Below are 16,918 nucleotides of genomic sequence, written 5' to 3' on the forward strand. Positions count from 1 at the left end.
CTGAATTTTAAAAAGTTAATTTAATACCAAAATTATAGGTTCTGGCTAGCGGATAGTTACCATAATCCACGCCAGGTGTTAAATTGGCACCTCCGCTATAATCCACCTCAGGATTATAACCTTTGTATTTTGTAATGGTAAATGCATTATCTACACTCGCATAAACACGGATATTACTTACTTTAAGCGTATTGGCCAGTTGCTTTGGAAAACTATAACCTAAAGTAATATTGGTACACCTGAAGTAAGAGCCATCCTGAATATAAAATGACGATAAACGGGTACTGTTACTTTGTGTACCTGCACGAGACGCTCGGTAGTTTAAACCACTACCAGGATTGGCTTCGTTTCTATAACGATCGGCAACCTCTACATACTGGTTACCTGAACCTTCAAAGTTATACAGATAGTAATCTTGTCCATCTAACACCTGGTTCCCATACGATCCGTTAAATGACGCCCTTAAGTCGAAAGTTTTATAAGCAGTATTTAAGGCAAAACCGTAGGTAAATTTCGGGTATGGTGTGCCGATTACCGTTTTGTCTGCGTCATTCACAATGCCATTGCCATCAGTATCCTGGAAATATGAATCACCGATTTTTGCGGGATTAGTTGAAGAAGCTGATGCAGCAACCTTTCCGACATTATCTGCCGTCAAACGACCTAAAACCTTAAATCCGTAAAACATGCCTACCGGATACCCTTCCTGCGTAGTGTGTGTAATGTATGAGCGCTCCGCACCATTGGTAAAGATGCTACTTGCGCCACCCATATTTAAAACCTTATTACGGTTAACGGCAATATTACCGCTTAAGCCCAAAGTAAAATCCTGATTTTGGATAATTCTTCCATCCAACTGCAAATCGAAACCTTTGTTACGGATTTTGCTATCATTCAGATTAGTCAGGATAGACGAGGTACCTGAAATTCCGGAAACTGGCTGATTGAACAACAGGTTGTAAGAATAACTCAGGTAATAATTGGCGATAATGGATAAACGGTTGCGGAACAAGCTGATATCAGTACCAAAATTGTATTGGGATGTAGATTCCCAGCCTAATTTCGGATCTTGAATGGCATTTGGCCAGATAGCCGTAGATATGGCGCTACCGAATACAACACCATTTGGTGCACTCATTTCTTGCTGTGTCCTGTAATTCGGAATATTATTATTTCCACTTAAACCCCAGCTTGCCCTTAACTTAACGGTAGATTGTTCGCCAAGAAAACTGTTATAGAAATCTTCTTCGGAAAGATTCCATCCTGCAGCTATTGAAGGGAAATTGCCATATTTATTTAAAGGGCCAAACCTTGATGATCCATCACGGCGGAATGAACCGGTCAGAAAATATTTTCCTGCATAATTATAACTGAAACGGCCGAAATAAGAAAGCAAAGTATTGGTAGATTTTGCTGTTTTGTTTGCTCCATCAGTTATTAAAGTTAAAAATCCTGCATCAGCACCTTTATCGGTAATTTCGCCAATATTATCATTCTGAAAACCACTGGCAGAGATACGGATCAGATCACTATTTGTTTTCTGCGCAGAATAGCCGCCGAGCACATCAATTTTATGTTTACCAAAGGTTTTATTGTAGTTTAAGGTAAACTCACCAAGCTGATCAACCTGACTAAGCGTTTGTGCAATAGCATTCGCTACCGCTATCGAAGCAGTAGAATAAGGTGGATTATTACCATTACTTAAGCTGGTTGGCAGATAAAAATCATATTTCTCGTTATAGGTCTGTGTACCTAAATTGGCTTTAAAATCTAATCCTTCCAATATTTTATAAGTAGCGTTGGCATTATAGGTGCTTCTCGCTCCCTTTCTGGTAATTTTTACCTGTTCAACTGTAGCCAAAGGATTTTCAGGATTCTGGATACCATATTGAGAGGCTAAAGCGCCCATGCCAAACTGGATGGGATTACCATTCGCATCCGTTGCAGGTAGATATGGCAGGTAAATCAAAGCCGACATCATCGGACTTAAATCATAACGACCTTCCCTCACTTCGCGATTATCGTTCTGTGTGTACGAGATGTTCGCGCCTACACGTAAACGCTCGCTCACCTTGCCATCTATATTAGCCCTGAAGTTGGTAACCTTTTGGTTAGTATTGGTTACAATACCGTTATTATTCTGGTAACCACCACTTAAAAAGTACTTAATATCTTTAGTACCGCCAGAAAAGGAAAGGTTATGGCGTTGAAAAGTGGCATTGCGATAAAGTTCGTCCTGCCAATCGGTATTGTACTTAGCAGGAATAGCTTGTTGTGTACTAAAATTATAAAGATCTGCAGGTATACTCACACTACTTCCGTTACCCACATTGGCAATACGCGTAGCATTGTTATCACTAAACATGGCATCGTTCCAGGTTTTTCCGGCATTTACCCATAAATCTTTATAGGCATTGTTACGCCCGTCGATTAAAAGCTGGATAAACTGGTTGGCATCCAAGAGTTTTACTTTTTTAGCCAGCTGAGAAACGCCACCCTGGACATCATACTCAAATCTTCCTTTTCCATCCGTACCTCTTTTGGTGGTAATTAACACTACCCCTCCCGATGCCCTTGAACCATAAATGGCAGCAGAAGCGGCATCTTTTAGAATATCGATGGTTTCAATATCCTCTGGATTAATGGATACGTTATTTCCTGCCGGATACCCGTCAATTACATATAAAGGATCTGAACTGGCATTAATGGAACCAATACCTCTTACCCTGATTTTGGTGCCGGAATACGGCGCACCGCTGGTTTGAGATACCTGCACGCCGGCAACTTTACCAACCAAAGCCTGACCAACCGTAGGAGAAGTTAAATTCATTTCGCTGGCTTTAACACTGCTGATGGCACCTGTTACATCCGATTTTCTGATCTTCTGATAACCAATGGCCACCACTTCATTTAAAGTATTACTGCTTTCTTTTAAAACAACATTAATATTCTGACGGCCATTAACTACAACCTCCTGGTTATCGTAACCGATATATGAAAATACAAGGATTGCACCTTCTTCTACATTAATTGAATATCTGCCGTTGGAATCTGTAACTGTAGTTTTTTTTGTTTTCTTTTCGAAGACACTAACACCAGGTAATGGTTGGTTATTTTGATCGGTAACTGTTCCGCTCACCGTGGCAAATGCTTTATGGTATAAGGCCGAAACAGCTTCACCATGGTTTATTGCTATTGCATTAGCATTACAGATGGCCAGTAAACCTAAGGGCAAAAGCAATTTCCTGCAAGTACGATTTATACCTGCGGTTAAAAAAAATGATGTCATCTTTTTGTTCTTAGTAATGGTTTTGAAATATAATTGGGTTTTGTGTTTTTAAGTAGAAGCGTAGATTTCACATTTACATAGGCTTATCCTTTTAAAATTGACGAGTAATTTTTTTGAGCGTTCTACCGCCGCAAAAGTAGCGGTGCATTTTTAACGCGATGTATCCCCTGTGTTAACTCTTTACACCAATAAGAATAGCTTCTTTAAGTTAATATTAACTCGAACCAAATATTTATAAATCGATTTACTTGAGCTAAAGGATAACACTTGCTTAATTTTGGTTTAATGGCAGGCGTTTAATTTCACACCCAAAACTTTTAGATGAAACTCTGCTATCTTTTTCTGGTAATTTACCTGTTGTGCCAAGGCTTAGCTGCACAGGAAATGCCCTCGCCATCTTATCAAATTATCCAAACCAGAAATGCTGTACAGTACAAAAATTATTATCTGCTAACACTTTTCGAACAATTGCCAGAGTTCCGTCAAACGCTCAGTACAGATACGGTACTAAACGCCATCTATCAATTAAAAACGCTCCGCATAAACGAAGCAATTAAAACCTGTAGAACCGATATTACCTGTTATGCGAAAGCTTTAAAATTTACCGATGATGAAATATCCGGTATCGGAAACCGGTTAGCCAAGCTTTACACAGAAAATAATCTATTCGGAAGATTGATCAAAAACCACCTCCTTCCATCAGGGTGTTATGCCCTTTTTGCCAAAGAACAGCATCAAAACCTATTGATTAAGGCATGGGAGCAAGATGCAAATGCCATTAATTACGCTATTGGCGTATATGTAGAGGGAAATAAACCCAATTACCCGAAAATAGATTCCATCAGTTTTAAAGTAAAGGATAAAGAATTTGCAGAACTCACGGCAGCCAATGCCTGGTTAGCCTTACAAGGAAATAATAAACTGTTTTTTGAACCCACTATGCAATTTGCAATTCAGGCATTAGAACTCAATGAACGTGATGATGCTGCAGATTATGAACCGATGGCCAAAGGTGTAAACCTGGCAGCCATTCAACAGCTCAAAAAAGTGGATTGGAAGAAATACCCTTACAGCGTAATCCTGATTCCGGGTGCAGGACCTGAAGAAAAAGATGTTGCCCTAAGCCCCGGCGGAATGATCCGCTGCCGTTTAGCGGCCCTACAGTATAAAAAAGGTATGGCGCCATTTATTGTGGTATCTGGTGGCAGGGTACATCCCTATAAAACCAAGTTTAGCGAAGCCTATGAAATGAAAAAGTTTCTAATGAGAGTGCTCCAAATACCTGAAAGCGCCATTATTATGGAACCCCACGCCCGCCACACCACTACTAATTTACGTAACTGCGCCAGACTGATGTTCAGGTATGGCATGCCGGTAGATAAAGCTGGAATGGTTTGTACCGTAAAATCGCAGAGCTACTACATCACCGATATCCTGCCCGAACGTTGTAAAAAAGAACTCGGTTATTATCCTTATAAAAGTGGAAAACGACTGAGTGAAACCGAATCAGAATTTTACCTGAATACCAATTCTTTACAGATCGATTTTGATGAACCCCTAGATCCTTAATCATGAAAACACTAAACCCTGTTTTAGTCCTGATTGTGATGTTTTTTGTTGCGAGATACAGCAAAACAGAAGGAAAAATAGCGAAAACAATTACTCTTGATTCCTTAGGTGCCTGCCAGGGTATTTCGAAGCAGAGCGGGCATTATTTTCTGTATGGGGATAGAGAAGTTGGTATAATGCGCGAATATAAACTTCAGAAAGATTCGCTTATTTATGAGCATAAGGAATACAAATTTACCATTAAAGGCAAAAACGTAATTAAACATCCTACTGGCATTGCCTACCACAAAGGCTTACCAACGTTTGTGGGCAACTCGGTTAAACAAAATGCAGCAGGCACACTTTGGAAAGCAGAAATTAACTGCATCAATTGGTCAGTTTTTTTAAAAAGCCGAAAATTAGATAGCAACCTGATTAAAACCATTGAGGATGATGCCTGTATTCAGGGCACGCGGCCAGAATACGTAAATTACAAAGGCAATTGGTATGTGGCCACAGCCGATTATGGCAATAAAGCTAACGAAGTACGTTTATACAATCCAGAAGCCTTATCGAAAGCCAATAAAACCAGCGAAAAAGGTGTACTTTTCAAAAAATTCACCTGTTCACCTTGGGTACAAAACTTACATTACATTGCAGATAAAGGAATACTGGTTTTAATCCAAAATCAGATCGAAGGCCGTAAATGGAGGTTTACCTTTATTGATCTCGAAAAATCATTAACTAAAGGTCAAGAGGTTGTTTTAAATGTAATTGATGCCGATAAACAAGACGAACTGGAAGGTTTTACTTTTACTGATAAAGCGAATAAAGGCATCGCCGTAAGCTCATCGCGTAAAAACAATATAAGTTTTATAGATTTCGCTTTTGGTAGTTATTGATAATCAACATGATATTCAAGCTTCCTTAGACTCCGCTACCATTGACAGATTTCCCGAAAAAATTCGTCATCTCGACTGTAGCGCAGCGAAATGGAGAGATCTTTTCAACAGAGTTATTGAAATCTAGTTTATCCTATCAGTTGGTGTCACAACGACCGACATCAATAGATTATTTAGAAAATGAGCAACCTGTAGTTCTTGGAGGCTCGCAGTCCCGCTTTCGCTTATAGTCCTCGCTGCGCTCCGGGCTATTCCGCTCAATCGCGTTTAGGAACAATGGGCGCTGCACCCTGCAACCCTTAGTATGAAATGCTGCAAAAGCCACTTAGCCGCGGTTGAAGCGTTACCCTGCAGCAACGAGGTACGAGGCAGCAAAGCGTAAACGCAAAAGACGGGAAGAAACTTAGTGTTATTTACAGACCTTGCGCTCCAAAACATAAGTTTGCGGCTACCTCTATCCTCGGTCTGTGTCCTCACAGAACGAAAAGGAAATAATCAAGGATGGTTTGTGGATACACACCGACCGAAATAAATTTATCTCTTAAGGACAGACTCTCATGAATATACCTACCCTTCTTTACTTTCCTTTTACACATCTTCACCGTATCTTTATGTAATCAAAAAGAGGAAAGATATATGAATACTGAAAAAGCCATTCTTGCCGGCGGCTGCTTTTGGGGCGTAGAAGAACTGATCCGTCATTACCCTGGCGTTATCTCAACGGTTGTTGGATACACTGGTGGCGATGTTCCCAATGCCACCTACCGGAACCATGGCACACATGCCGAAGCCATTGAAGTTACCTTTGACCCAACCGTTTTAACTTATCGCAAACTATTGGAATACTTTTTCCAGATCCACGATCCGAGCACACGCAACAGACAGGGAAATGATGTAGGTACATCTTACCGTTCAGCTATATTTTATAATAGTGAAGAACAGAAAAAAACTGCTGAGACACTGATTGCTGAATTGGATGCTTCGGGCAAATGGCCGGGCAAAATTGTAACTGAGGTGGTACCTGAAACCGATTTCTGGAATGCGGAAGAAGAACATCAGGACTATTTGCAGAAAAATCCTTACGGTTATACCTGCCATTTTGAAAGGCCGGATTGGAAGTTATAAATCAGCTTAGCGCTGGGCGTTTGGCGTATAGCGAATGAACAACACAAAAAGGCAACTTTCTTAACCGAAAAATTGCCTTTTTGTTTAAAAACCAGATCATCACAGAAGTTCTAATCATCTTCATCTTTTTTCTTCTTCTCCAAAATCACAAAAGCACTACGTTTTGGAGCAGGCATTACCGATTGCTCGCCCTTAACCGATTTCCACACCACTTCATTTAAATCCAAATCAGGTGCCGAATCTTCTTTCGCAAAATTGAACAGTTCAGAACGTCTGCTGCTTTCGTTAACCGCCACGTTCCGGGTATCTAAATCAATAAGGGGTTGTAACGCATTGTATGGTGTAAAATCTGGCTTAGCTGTAAAGCACTCATACAATGGCATTGCTCCTGCATCGTACTGGCTCATAGGCGGTAAGCCTAAAATCAGTTCCATGGTACGCAGAAAACCTGAAGTAGAATACATGGTATGTACCGCCACATTTCTTTTCACATACGGGCCTATTACATAAGCCGGAGAACGGTGTGCATCTACATGGTCTGGCCCGTTTTGTGCATCATCTTCTAAAATAAACACAACTGATTCGTTCCAAACCTTACTGTGCGAAAGGTGTTCAATGATTCGGCCTACTGCCAGATCATTATCGGCAACCGCTGCCTGTGGCGAGTATTTTCCTTTCTTCTGGCCACTGGTATGATCGTTTGAAATCCGTAGAGTATTGAACTGCGGTACCGCACCGGCTACCAATAAAGAATCAAAATCGTGCTGCCAGGCATCTACACGCACCTGATCTTTAATATCCATATCAAAACCCGGAGAAGACGGACACATATGCCCCTGTAACGATTTGATATTGGCTTTAGCATAAGATCCAAACTCACCGTAACTGCGGTAACTGATTCCCGCCCGCTGGCAATAATCCCAGATAAAACCTCCTTTCGGATAAGTTACCGGCCTGCCACCTTCGAAAGTGGTACTCCCACCACGGGCCCCATAACTGGTTGGCCATGTTTTTTCCACTACGTCAGTTGCGTAAGCCGCCATGCTCCAGTTATGCCCGTCGGCACTTACTTCTGCATCTACATAAAAGTTATCCAGCAATACAAAATTCTCGGCCAGAGCATGTTGATTAGGGGTCACTTTGCGCCCGAAAAGGGTTAGCGTAGAATCGCCGTTTCCTTTTTTAATGTCGCCCAATACCTGATCGTAAGTACGGTTCTCTTTGATAATATAGAAAACATGTTTGATGGGAGATCTTTCGCCCTGTTTTCTGGGAATCGGGTTTCCTGCTTCACCATCGGCCGTTATCGTTTTTTTGTCGCTAAATGGTGTGTTGGCATAAACCCGTTGAGTATATACTTTTAATTGCCCGGGTTTTGGCGCATCGATAAAAGACAGCGTACCTTTAAACAAACCGGCAATGTATTGCAGTCTGCTATTAGCCGTACTGCCCATATGATAATCGCTGTTATCAACTTTAGAAACGGGTTGGGGGCCCTTTGGGTTCGCCATTGAGGTATTGCCCTTACCATTGCTAACTAATATTTTCGAGCCTAAAACCTTAACGCTGGTTGGATACCATCCTACCGGTATAAAACCCTGACTCTGGCTTACGCCGGGTTTACTTACATCAAACACAGCTAAACAATTGTTGTCAGCATTGGCAATATAGAGCGTTTTTTCATTGCTACTCAAAGCCAGGCCGTTGGTAGTTGAACCCGTTAACTGTGTGGCATAAAGCGTGGTAGAGATGGTTTCAATTACTTTGTTGTTCAGCGTATTTACTACCGAAACCGTATTATCGTTTGCATTGGCTACATACAGGATATTACCTTTTTTATTAAGCAAGAGTTCATTAGGATGATCGCCAACAGGAATCTGACGAACAATGCTTTCTGCCTGCAGATCAACAACTGCCACTGCTTTTCCGCCCCAGAGCGAAATATACAATTTACGCTCATCGGCAGCCAGCGTACAGCTATAGGCAATGGCAGGAAGTTGTACCCGTTTTAAAATCTTTTTTGCTTTCGGATCAATAATATACACGGCGCTATCTTCTTTGGTAACAGTGAATAATTTACTGTTATTGCTATTTACCACAATACCGGCAGGACATATTTTACCCTTTGGCCAAACCGGCCCCAAAGTAATGGTATCACTCTTGCCCAGTTTATTGTTTACAATATTAAAATCCAGAATCCAGTTATCGTTACCGCCTGATGCATAGAGGTGTTTTTCATCTTTACTAAAAGCAATTCCGTACCAGGACTTACCCAGCACCTTTTCGTCTATAATTTGTTCTGTTTTAGGATCGATAAGTTGCAGCGACTGCGTACTCTGACCATTATTGGTAATGGCCAGATATTTACCTGATGCGCTGAGTTGCATATTTAAAGGCAAATCACCCAGTTGTACCGAATGCCCGGCCGGACTTAATTTCCAGCCATTAGGCAATAAAATTTGCTGGGTGGTTTCGTTTTTTCCCGGTAATTGTGCAAATCCTTTTTGGATAAACAGGAAACCGAATAATATAAATAGGTATGACTTTTTCATTTTATTAATTTGAAGCATGCACATTAGCGATGAAGATTAAAATTAACCAGGGCCCTGATCGTATAGCCATTACCCGAAGCGACAGAACCGATTTCCCTAATGGCCTCTGAGGGGATGACATTACTACGGGTGGCATAGAACACCGGGCCGCCAGAAATGGAGAAAGACAGTTTCGAATGGTTTGGTTCCAGGTTGATGGATGGCCCGATCATTAACTTTGCGCCTCCCTCTGCCTCGTCTTTCTCCCAAAAGCCTTCTAAATCTTGTCCCAGGGCTTCAAGGCCAACATATAAAACATTAGAAACGCGATGTTGATAGCCAAAACTGCTAATAAAATCCAGTTTATCTCTGGTTTTATCGAAAGCTTTTTCGAAGCGAAGGTTGCCCGCCATTCTCCAATTGGTCTGATCAAACGAAGCAGTAATCCGGCTAATTGCAGCACCTATACTCGACCAATCTCTGCTTAAGCCTAAGCCTGCGCCTAGCCTAAACCCAGAGATACCTTTGCCTCCTACCAGATCTCTGATTACTTCAGCCTGTTGCGCAGATGTTACGCCTCCTGAATTAGCAAAGCCGATCGCCGCTGTGGCGTATAAGGTAAATCTGTTGCCTAAATATCCTTTAACCCCAAATTGTTGTCCCAAGCCATCATACCCGAATTGTCCGCTGGTTCTTTCTCCATAACTCCCAGAGTAGTGGATATTCCAACGGGGATTTTCCGCCGTTAGGGTATTCAGCGAAAACAAAAAGGGCTGCGCAGCATCAGTTCCGATTTTAATAGCAGGCATGGTTTCGCTTATTTTCTGTGCTGCACAATTTAAAACCGCACCAGCAAAAACGAACATCAAAAATATCTTTTTCATTACGATTGTTTATGGGTTAAAATCTGGTTTCATTTAATAATGGCGATCCGCTTGCATTTACCTGATAGGTTTTAATCTTGTCGTCTTCATCCACTTCTACAATGCGATAACCTTTATAGGCCGTACCCCAGTTGCCACCAATGTGGGCATCAAAGAAATGCGGTAGCTTATCGGTATAAAAAACCGCATCTAAACTATGGTCGTGGCCATGAAACACAGCCTTAACATTTGTATAGCTATGCAAAAGTTTAATTGCATCCGGACAATCTACAAATGGGCTTTCAGGCACCCAGAAATGTGGCGGAATATGCAATACCACAAAAACAGTCTTCAGGTTTTTAAACTTATCCAACTCTTGTTTTAAAAAATCATTATTAGGGCATAAATAAGTCCCTTTAGTATCAGAGGTATTTGCTAAAACAAAACCCACCCCATTTTTTTCGAAAGAAAAGTTATCCTCGTAACCGAAAACCGATTTCCAAAGCCCAGTATCTGCATGGTCGTGGTTACCAGGCACGGCATAAAAAGGAACTTTCAGACGATCATAGTAATCTTTCTTAACTTCTTTCAGTAATTCAGGCCGATCGTGTACCAGATCGCCATTAATAATTACAAAATTCAGCGGATTTTCATCATGCGAGGCATTAAGCCATTTCACAATATTTTCGTGATGAAGTTTATAATCAGTTCCCGGTTGCCCATAGTGTCCGTCGGATGCGATGGCAAAGCGAAGTTTTGGTCCTTTTTCCCGTTTGACTGAAATATTCCTCTCTTCGGCAAATGATGGCAGAACTGGTGATAAACCGGCTACTACCGCAGCAGCCAAACTATTTTTCAGGAAAAAACGTCTGTTAGACATAAGGATAAAATATGTTTTGTATCAAAATCCAATATTAGTTTAGGCAGACTTCTTAAACATGAATTTAATGTTATGATTAAGTTAACAGAACCTAATCTGTGTATCAATTTTATAACATAATGGAGCGGCAATTGCGATTCATGGCGTAATCCCGATGCTCATAAAACAATTTGCCGCTTGCAGGGATTATTCTATTATGAAATCATTTAAATCCTTACTCGCTGGCTTTGCAGGTGCTGCAGCCTTAAATATATTACATGAAAGCTTTAGGCAGTTTGATCGCGACGCACCCCGGATTGACCTTTTGGGTAAGCAGGCACTTTCCAAATCCTTGTCCAATTTGAAACTGGACAGTCCTGACGGAGACAATCTTTATCTGGCCACCCTTGCAGGTGATATCATCAGCAATACCCTATACTACAGCGCCATTGGCTTGGGAGATAAAAAACATATTTATTTTAAAGGTGCAATAGCCGGTCTTACTGCTGGTCTGGGTGCAATTAGCATACCGGATAAAATTGGATTAGATGATACTCCGGTAACTAAAACCGATAAAACAAAAATATTAACAGTAGCCTGGTACCTGATAGGTGGATTAGTAACCGCAGCGGTTTTTAAACAATTGAAAAAGGCTTAGGCAATGAAAATTTACAGACCTGCACTTTGGCTCTTTTGCATTGCTATGGCAATGGGCGTACTATCATGCAAAACAGGCTCAGTTAATTTATTTAAGGCCGCTAGCCCGCATGAGCAATATCAAAAAAAATTGGTGAATGTGGGGCTTGATAAAACAGCAATGGGATCGGCGTGGTTAAATGCGGCTACAATGAGTATGCAAAAAGCATTAGACATTAGTATTCCTTATCGAGAAAACGGTTATTTCGCTGCCGACCGGGTCCCGGCGACAGCTTACAAGTTCAATGCAACCAAAGGGCAGAAACTAAACATAAAACTAAACAAAAAGCCATCAGCCGGTGCCTTGATTTATATTGATGTTTGGCATAGCGCAGATCAAACCCCAAAACTTATCGCATCAGCCGATACCTTAAATAATCCGATCATTTTTGATATTGAGGAAACAGGCGCCTATCTGATCAGACTACAACCAGAACTGCTGCAGAGTGTAGCCTACGAATTAGAGATTACCACCGGAGCGTCTCTTGCTTTCCCGATAAAATCAAAAAACGCCAACAGCATAAAAAGTTATTGGGGAGATGGCAGGGATAATGACGCCAGAAAACATGAAGGTGTAGATATTTTTGGCAGTTTCAGAACGCCTGTACTGGCGATTGCAGAAGGAACAGTAACCCGTGTAAACGAAAACAACCTGGGTGGAAAAGTGGTTTGGATGCGTCCAAGGGGTAAAGATTATACTTTGTATTATGCCCACCTGGATAAACAGATTGCCGTAGAAGGACAGGAAGTAAAAATTGGAGATACCGTGGGGCTTATGGGAAATACTGGCAATGCCCGAACCACGCCTCCCCACTTACATTTCGGCATTTACACGGCAAATGGTGCAGTAAACCCACTACCCTTTATAGATCCGGTAACCAAAACCCCGGTTGCCATAACTGCTTCCGGCAATAACTTAAATAAAATTTTAAGGACTAAATCTACCGCTAAAATGGTCTCTTCTCCAGACCGTAAAGCAAATGTTTTAATTTCGCTTAACACGGGAACAATTTTACTTGCAAATGCTGCGACCGGAAATTACTATCAGGTAGAACTGCCCGATGGAAGCATAGGTTTTATTCAAAGTAATAGTCTTGAACAGGCAATTGAGCCCCTGAAAAAACTTAAGATAAATTTATTTCAGCAGGAAGTTTATGACAGACCTGATAGTTTGGCGGCGCTTAAAACAACGCTAAAAGAAGGGCAGCGTGTAAACCTTTTAGGTGCTTTCGGCAAGTATCAACTCGTTAATGCTGATACAGAAACAGGCTGGATTATAAAATAACAATCAAAGCTGCTGATAAAATAATTCAGCATGATGATCTCGTTATCCCAGGGAACTAAAAAGCAATTGCTTTGATTAAAGTATTAATCGAACTCGGTTTACTAATTCCATGCTTTCAGCGCCACCCGGGCAAAAAAGAACTGCGAACAAATCTCCGTTAAGAAAAATTCATTAAAAAGACTAAAAACAAAAGGCCTGCGAAATACAGACCCTGAATTAGTTTTATAGCATTACGATTGCCTGCTTTACAACCAGATAGGCTGCCAGTGCAAATAAAAATATAGCGATAGATTTATTAATGAGCAAACTGCTCAGCGCGAATTTTTCCTGAATGTAAGTGGCAAAATGGGCATAAAGGTAAAGCGCGAGTGAAGAACCGACGCCAGAGCCGAGGCTAAAAATCACCAGCGACAGGTAATCGGTTTCGATCCATTGATGCAGAATTACATAATTTCCAAAAAACAGCCAAAATGGGATCTGGACAGGGTTTAGCACCCCTAAAATCAATCCATAAAGCATACTGCCACTACGCTTATCTTCTTTTTTATTACTGGTTTTCGGTACTTTTTTTCTGTTTTTCCAGGTAATGGTGCCCATCACCAGAAACATCACAATCATAAAGCAATCCACCAAAGTGCCAAGGCGTACCTCACTAACAGCCTCATTTGGATTGATATCACTCATGGCCCACCTAGCGAAGCGCATCATCCCGAAGGTAAAAAATACCTCTACACACGAGAAGGATAAAATGAAATACCAAACCTGCCGCATGCCTTTGTTAATAGCAAGCTGCGCCACCGTGAGATTAATATTGCCAGGGGGAATATATCCCATGGCATTGAGAATGATACCGATGAAAAACGTTAAAAAAAGCATCGCCGAAATTATGGATTTAAATTTAAATGCGCAGCCAAATATTTTCCGGTATACGAATTTTCTACTTTAGCCAGTTCCTCTGGTACGCCTTCAAATACTACACTACCACCACCATCTCCTCCTTCAGGACCAATGTCAATAACCCAATCGGCACATTTGATCATATCCATATTGTGTTCGATAACCAAAATGGTATTACCTTGCTCAATAAGGGTATTTAATGCCTTTAACAGTTTTTTAATATCATGAAAGTGCAAACCGGTGGTCGGCTCATCAAAAATAAATACGGTTTTATTGGCATTATTCCCTTTAATGAGAAACGACGCCAATTTAATACGCTGTGCCTCACCACCTGATAAAGTGTTTGATGATTGACCTAAATGCACATAACCTAAACCCACATCAACCAGCGGATTTAATTTATTCAGGATTTTTTGTTCGTCTTTAAAGAAATCAACCGCCTCATCAATGGTCATATCCAAAATTTCAGAAACATTTTTTTCTTTATAAGTAACATCCAATACCTGTTGTTTAAACCGTTTGCCATTGCAAGCTTCACAAGGCAGGTAAATATCGGCCATAAACTGCATTTCGATCTTCACCTCGCCCTCTCCCTGGCAAACATCACAACGGCCACCCTCTACGTTAAAAGAGAAGGCTGCAGGCTTCAGTCCGGCGGCCTTTGCAGCAGGCAAACCAGAGAAAAGCGCACGGATGTCATCCCAGGCTTTAACATAAGTAACCGGATTAGAACGGCTGGAACGGCCGATTGGATTCTGATCTACCAGTTCTACTGCACTTACCAAGTCATAATTACCAAAAATACCATCATAAGCACCCGTTTGTTCACCCGCGTAGTTTCCGATCGCTTTTTGTAGCGCCGGATATAAAATCTTTTTCACCAAACTGGTTTTACCCGATCCCGAAACGCCACTTACCGCAGTAAAAACCCCTAGCGGAAATTTAACATCTACATTTTTCAGGTTGTTTTCCCTTGCGCCTTTAATCAGGATATGATCTTTCCACTTACGGCGTTTCGAAGGAATGGCAATTTTCTCAATTCCAGCCAGGTAACGACCTGTTAAACTATTTTTGTCTTTTAAAATCTCTTCATAGTTACCGCTGAAAACCAGGTTACCGCCATGCGTACCCGCCTCCGGACCGATATCGATAATGTAATCAGCGGCACGCATCATTTCTTCTTCGTGTTCTACCACCAAAACCGTATTACCTACATTGCGGAGCGATACCAATACCTCTATCAGTTTATTGGTATCGCGTGGATGCAAACCGATACTGGGTTCATCCAGCACATAAACCGAGCCCACGAGGCTACTGCCTAAAGATGTTGCCAGATTAATTCTTTGCGATTCTCCTCCCGATAAAGTGTTCGATAAACGGTTTAAGGTAAGATATCCCAAACCCACATTGTTTAAATACAGGAAACGGTTGTTGATCTCTGCCAGTAAACGTTTGGCAATTTTGGCGTCGTTTACACTCAATTTTAATTCATTAAAAAAGGCCAGTGCTTTCGATAGCGGCAACAGCACCACATCAATAATCGATTTTTCAGCAATTTTAACGTAGGAGGCGTCTTTACGCAAACGCGAGCCCTTACAATCAGGGCAGGTGGTTTTACCGCGATAGCGCGATAACATGACACGGTACTGGATTTTATAAGTCTGCTCTTCCAATTCCTTGAAAAAGGCGTCCAAACCGGAAAAATATTTGTTACCCGTCCAAAGTAGCTGCTGTTCTTTTTCAGTAAGTGCACTGTATGGACGGTGGATCGGAAAATCAAATTTGGGTGCAGCTTTAATAAAGTTTTGCAACCAGACGTTCATTTTTTCGCCACGCCACGGGGCAATGGCATTATCATAAACACTTTTACTCTTGTCAGGAATTACCAGATCTTCGTCGATGCCGATAACGTTCCCGTATCCTTCACACCGTTTACAGGCACCATAAGGATTGTTGAAAGAGAAAAAGTTAGGCGTAGGTTCTTCAAATTTTATTCCATCCAGTTCAAAGCGGTCGCTAAAATGTTTCGTTGTTCCCTGTGCCTCTACGTAACAATCGCCTTTACCCTCAAAAAAAGCGGTCTGCGCCGAATCGGCCAGCCTACTTAATGTTTCTTCTTCCTGGTTGGTTACAATACGATCGATCAGGATCTGAACGGTTTTATCATCAGTAAGTTCTTCGTCTTTAAAATCAGCATCATCTAAAATAGATTCTATCTTTTCTATTTTATTGTTAATCAGAACCCGTAAAAATCCTTTCTGTAATAAAATTGCGAGCTCTTCTTTAATTGTACGGTTATTATGCGGATATAGCGGACAAAAAATGGTTACCGTTGTATCTTCAGGCATGGCGTTTACATAATCTACTACCGTACTTACCGAATCCTTCCTCACTTCCTTGCCCGAAACAGGCGAAATGGTTTTTCCTATACGAGAAAAAAGCAATTTCAGGTAATCATAAATTTCAGTTGAGGTACCCACTGTAGATCGTGGATTGGAAGTAATTACCTTTTGTTCGATAGCAATTGCCGGGGCAATACCCTTAATATAATCAACATCCGGTTTATTCATCCTGCCCATAAACTGGCGGGCGTATGCTGATAAACTTTCTACATATCGGCGTTGCCCTTCTGCATATAAAGTATCAAATGCAAGTGAAGATTTACCCGAACCAGACATGCCCGTTACCACCACAAGTTTATTTTTTGGAATGGCAACATCAATGTTTTTTAGGTTGTGCACCCTTGCACCTTTTATGATAATATTTTTATGCGGATCTTTTTCGGCCTCTTTTTTGCTCATGTATGATAAAGAATATAAATATATAACCCCAGAATGTGGTTAGGGTTTTTAGAAGATACAAAAATAGGGTACTCAGGCGGTTAATTTATTTTTTATCATTTTATTTTTTGTTTTTTGATAAA

The 16,918-nt window shown here is 41.1% G+C and carries 11 protein-coding genes; 5 read left to right on the forward strand and 6 right to left on the reverse strand.

From position 1 onward, the window contains the following. Positions 1-7: 7 nt before the first annotated feature. The gene (locus tag BM107_RS15640) at positions 8-3,289 is read right to left on the reverse strand and encodes a SusC/RagA family TonB-linked outer membrane protein (protein ID WP_090984975.1); all 3,282 of its coding nucleotides are present in this window, start codon (positions 3,287-3,289) and stop codon (positions 8-10) included. A 321-nt stretch (positions 3,290-3,610) separates the two neighbouring features. Here BM107_RS15640 and BM107_RS15645 point away from each other — a divergent pair, with 321 nt between their 5' ends. The 3 genes from BM107_RS15645 to msrA all read left to right on the forward strand — a co-directional run bounded on the left by BM107_RS15645 (position 3,611) and on the right by msrA (position 6,864). After that, positions 3,611-4,858 (forward strand): YdcF family protein, encoded by a 1,248-nt coding sequence (locus BM107_RS15645; protein ID WP_090984977.1) that lies wholly within the window; start codon positions 3,611-3,613, stop codon positions 4,856-4,858. A 2-nt stretch (positions 4,859-4,860) separates the two neighbouring features. Further along, complete coding sequence (locus BM107_RS15650) at positions 4,861-5,739, forward strand: hypothetical protein (protein ID WP_090984979.1); 879 nt, start codon at positions 4,861-4,863, stop codon at positions 5,737-5,739. A gap of 636 nt (positions 5,740-6,375) precedes the next feature. Continuing rightward, complete coding sequence (gene msrA / locus BM107_RS15655; RefSeq protein ID WP_090984981.1) at positions 6,376-6,864, forward strand: peptide-methionine (S)-S-oxide reductase MsrA; 489 nt, start codon at positions 6,376-6,378, stop codon at positions 6,862-6,864. 110 nt (positions 6,865-6,974) lie between these two features. Here the strand turns inward: msrA and BM107_RS15660 are convergent, their stop codons facing one another. Genes BM107_RS15660 through BM107_RS15670 form a run of 3 tightly spaced genes read right to left on the reverse strand, consistent with a single transcriptional unit; the run spans position 6,975 to position 11,138 of the window. Then, positions 6,975-9,416, reverse strand: a complete 2,442-nt coding sequence (locus BM107_RS15660) for a bifunctional YncE family protein/alkaline phosphatase family protein (protein WP_090985042.1) — start codon at positions 9,414-9,416, stop codon at positions 6,975-6,977. Positions 9,417-9,439: 23 nt separating this feature from the next. After that, positions 9,440-10,279 (reverse strand): hypothetical protein, encoded by an 840-nt coding sequence (locus BM107_RS15665; RefSeq protein ID WP_090984983.1) that lies wholly within the window; start codon positions 10,277-10,279, stop codon positions 9,440-9,442. A 16-nt stretch (positions 10,280-10,295) separates the two neighbouring features. Then, positions 10,296-11,138, reverse strand: a complete 843-nt coding sequence (locus BM107_RS15670; RefSeq protein ID WP_090984985.1) for a metallophosphoesterase family protein — start codon at positions 11,136-11,138, stop codon at positions 10,296-10,298. Between the two features lie 196 nt (positions 11,139-11,334). Between BM107_RS15670 and BM107_RS15675 the strand changes: the two genes are divergently transcribed. Then, positions 11,335-11,775 carry a hypothetical protein gene (locus tag BM107_RS15675; RefSeq protein ID WP_090984987.1) on the forward strand — a complete coding sequence of 147 codons (441 nt, stop codon included), beginning with the start codon at positions 11,335-11,337 and terminating at the stop codon, positions 11,773-11,775. Between the two features lie 3 nt (positions 11,776-11,778). Then, positions 11,779-13,098 (forward strand): M23 family metallopeptidase, encoded by a 1,320-nt coding sequence (locus BM107_RS15680; protein ID WP_090984989.1) that lies wholly within the window; start codon positions 11,779-11,781, stop codon positions 13,096-13,098. A 222-nt stretch (positions 13,099-13,320) separates the two neighbouring features. On the opposite strand, the gene BM107_RS15685 is transcribed toward BM107_RS15680, so the two are convergent. Beyond that, positions 13,321-13,974 (reverse strand): LysE family transporter, encoded by a 654-nt coding sequence (locus BM107_RS15685; RefSeq protein ID WP_090984991.1) that lies wholly within the window; start codon positions 13,972-13,974, stop codon positions 13,321-13,323. 8 nt (positions 13,975-13,982) lie between these two features. Next, positions 13,983-16,796 (reverse strand): excinuclease ABC subunit UvrA, encoded by a 2,814-nt coding sequence (uvrA, locus tag BM107_RS15690; RefSeq protein ID WP_090984994.1) that lies wholly within the window; start codon positions 16,794-16,796, stop codon positions 13,983-13,985. Between the last annotated feature and the right edge of the window lie 122 nt (positions 16,797-16,918).

This window comes from Pedobacter suwonensis, from assembly GCF_900111825.1.
Taxonomy (GTDB): Bacteria; Bacteroidota; Bacteroidia; order Sphingobacteriales; family Sphingobacteriaceae; genus Pedobacter; species Pedobacter suwonensis.